Raw genomic sequence first — 2,593 nt, 5'->3', positions numbered from 1 at the left:
TCCACGCCCTTTTCGACACCCACGTACAACGCCCGCCAGAACGGCGTCCCGCCGTAGAACAACGGCACCTTCGTCCCGTCCCGGCCGTACACCCGGTCACCGCGCGACAGCGTGTCGCCGATACCCGGGAGCCAGGTGATGGTCCCTGGACTCGCGTTGTTCCCGGAATCCGGGGGCGTACCGCCCTGGCCGCCGCCCGTTCCCGCGCCGGGCCCGGAACCCGGTGCGGAGCCGCCGCCGGGGCTCTGGGTCGGCCCGGGAGTGCCGCCGCCCTGCGGTTTGTTCGGGTTGTTGCCCGCCGACGGGGGCTCCTTGTCCGGTCCGGGTGCGGCCGCGTTCACGGAGTACGTGCCGGCATAGCCGAGCTTGCCGTCCACGCTCTGCCGGTCGACCAGGTCCGCCCGGGTCACCGGGACCGCGTCCAGCTTCGTGCGGTTCGCGGAGGCCCCGGAGTCACCGTCGCCGTCGGAGAGCAGTACGGCCGCCGCGCCGCCCGCCGCGGCCAGCACCAGTGCCGCGGCCACGGCCCGCCGACGCCGACGACGCCGGCGCTCGCGCGGATACGCCGAGCGGTCCGGCTCGACGGGTGCCGAGGCCGGCTCCTCGTCGTATTCGTACTGCTGTGGAGTGTCGATCGAAACCACGAGGCCGCCCCTACTTCTTCTTCGTCAGCGGCGGAACCTTCTTGTTGCACAACTCCATCGCCTTCGTGACCTTGTCGTCGCCCGCGTCGAGGGTGATCCCCATCGAACCGTCGCCCACGTTCACGCCGTTCTCGCGCAGGCAGTCCATGTGCTTGGCCTGCCACTCCTTGTACTTGGGGTCGTTCGGGTCGAAGTCGCTCTTCGGCTGGAACTTCTCGCACGCCTTCATCGCGTTCTCGGTCTTCGACGCGTCCTGCTCCGCGGGCATCGCCTGCATCCGCATCGCGCCGCCCTCACCGGGCTCCGGGTCGGGCATGTCGACCCCGTGCTCGCGCATGCAACCCGCGAACTTGACCATCTGGTCCCGGCGTTCGCCGTCGTCACTCTTGCCTGAGCCGGCCTGGCCACCGCTCGACTCGGCCTTCGCGCCGCCACTGCCGCCGCCCGAGGCCACCTTGCTCTTCGGTGAGCCGCCGTCGTCGCCGCAACCGACCGTGGTCAACGCGAGACCACTCGCCAGGACCACCCCGACCGCCAACCTCAGCGCCAGGGGCCGCCCCGACCGCGCGCGCCCGAACCTCGTCATCACTGCCGCTCCCGCCTGTAGGCGTACCGTCGCTGGTGTGGTCACCCCTCGCCGGTGCGGCGAGGGGTGCGACAGCAGGTCTACGCGGCGGCGGGTTACCCGGCCGTCTCCCGAATTGGTTATCCGGAGCTAACACGGGGTCGCGTATAAACGATGAGGTTGGTGCCCACCACCCGGCCCGAAGCGGAGCGACGAGACCTTGCGAGTCCTGGTTACCGAGGACGAGGAACTGCTGGCCGACCTGATCGCCCGAGGATTGCGCCGGGCGGCGATCGCCGTGGATGTCGCGTACGACGGCGACAGCGCGCTGGAGCGGCTCACGGTCAACGACTACGACGTCCTGGTACTGGACCGCGACCTGCCCGGCACGCACGGCGACGACGTGTGCCAGGCGGTCGTGGCGGGTCGGCTGCGTACCCGGATCCTGATGTTGACCGCCGCCGGCACGGTTCCCGAGCGGGTCGCCGGGTTGCGGCTGGGTGCGGACGATTACCTGCCCAAGCCGTTCGAGTTCGCCGAGTTGTTGGCTCGTGTCCAGGCCCTGGGCCGGCGTGCCGCACCGGCGGTGCCGCCGGTGCTGGAGAAGCACGGCATCGTGCTGGACAACGCCCGCCGCCAGGTCACCCGCGACGGGGAGTACATCCGGCTCGCGCACAAGGAGTTCGCCGTGCTCGCCACCCTGATGGCCGCCGACGGCACGGTGGTCAGCGCCGAGGAACTGCTGGAACGAGTCTGGGACGAGAACATCGACCCCTTCTCCAACACCGTGCGGGTGACCATGTCCAAACTGCGCGCCAAGCTCGGCGACCCCCAGGTCATCCGCACCGTGCCCGGCTCGGGATACCTGATATGAGCGGCCTGCGGATACCGGGTGCGGGCGGCCTGGTCGGCAACGCGCGGCTGCTCGCCAAGGCGGTGTTCAGCCGACCGTCGGCACGGGCCCGGCTCGCGCTGATGTACGGCGGCGTGTCGCTCGTGGTGGGCACGGTGTTGTTGGGCATCGTGTACTGGTTCGTCGACCAGCGGTTGTCGCAACGGTTGCCGACGGCGATGGCCAGGACATTCGCGGCGGACTCCCCGTATCAATACGACGGGGACGGGGCGGTGAGTGGTGTGTCCCAGCCCGCGCAACTGGTTCCGGGTACACCGATCCAGATCTCCGCGATCCCCGCCGAGACGATCCGCCGGGTCACCGACACCGGCCAGGACGTGACGATGAGTCAGCTGCTGACCGTGTTGGGCGCGGCGCTGCTGCTGCTCGCGGCGACCTCGATGCTGGTCGGCTGGTGGATGTCCGGCCGGGTGCTGCGTCCGGTGCACAGGATCACCGCGACGGCACGCCGACTGTCCGAGCACAACCTGC

2 protein-coding genes and 2 pseudogenes are annotated in these 2,593 nt (G+C 70.2%); 2 read left to right on the top strand and 2 right to left on the bottom strand.

The features are described 5' to 3' along the window. A pseudogene (locus tag ABZ374_RS48330) lies at positions 1 to 644 on the bottom strand (hypothetical protein); the annotation flags it as partial. A gap of 10 nt (positions 645 to 654) precedes the next feature. Then, positions 655 to 1,230 carry a hypothetical protein gene (locus ABZ374_RS48325; RefSeq protein WP_360325161.1) on the bottom strand — a complete coding sequence of 192 codons (576 nt, stop codon included), beginning with the start codon at positions 1,228 to 1,230 and terminating at the stop codon, positions 655 to 657. 199 nt (positions 1,231 to 1,429) lie between these two features. Between ABZ374_RS48325 and ABZ374_RS48320 the strand changes: the two genes are divergently transcribed. Then, a complete protein-coding gene (locus ABZ374_RS48320) occupies positions 1,430 to 2,083 on the top strand; it encodes a response regulator transcription factor (RefSeq protein ID WP_360325159.1) in 654 nt (217 codons plus the stop codon). Then, positions 2,080 to 2,593, top strand: a pseudogene (locus ABZ374_RS48315) (hypothetical protein); the annotation flags it as partial. The gene ABZ374_RS48320 and the pseudogene ABZ374_RS48315, both read left to right, overlap by 4 nt.

The sequence above is a fragment of the Embleya sp. NPDC005971 genome, from assembly GCF_040629175.1.
Taxonomy (GTDB): Bacteria; Actinomycetota; Actinomycetes; order Streptomycetales; family Streptomycetaceae; genus Embleya.
The sequence above is the reverse complement of the archived record's forward strand: the minus strand, read 5'-3'. Positions and strand labels throughout refer to the sequence as shown.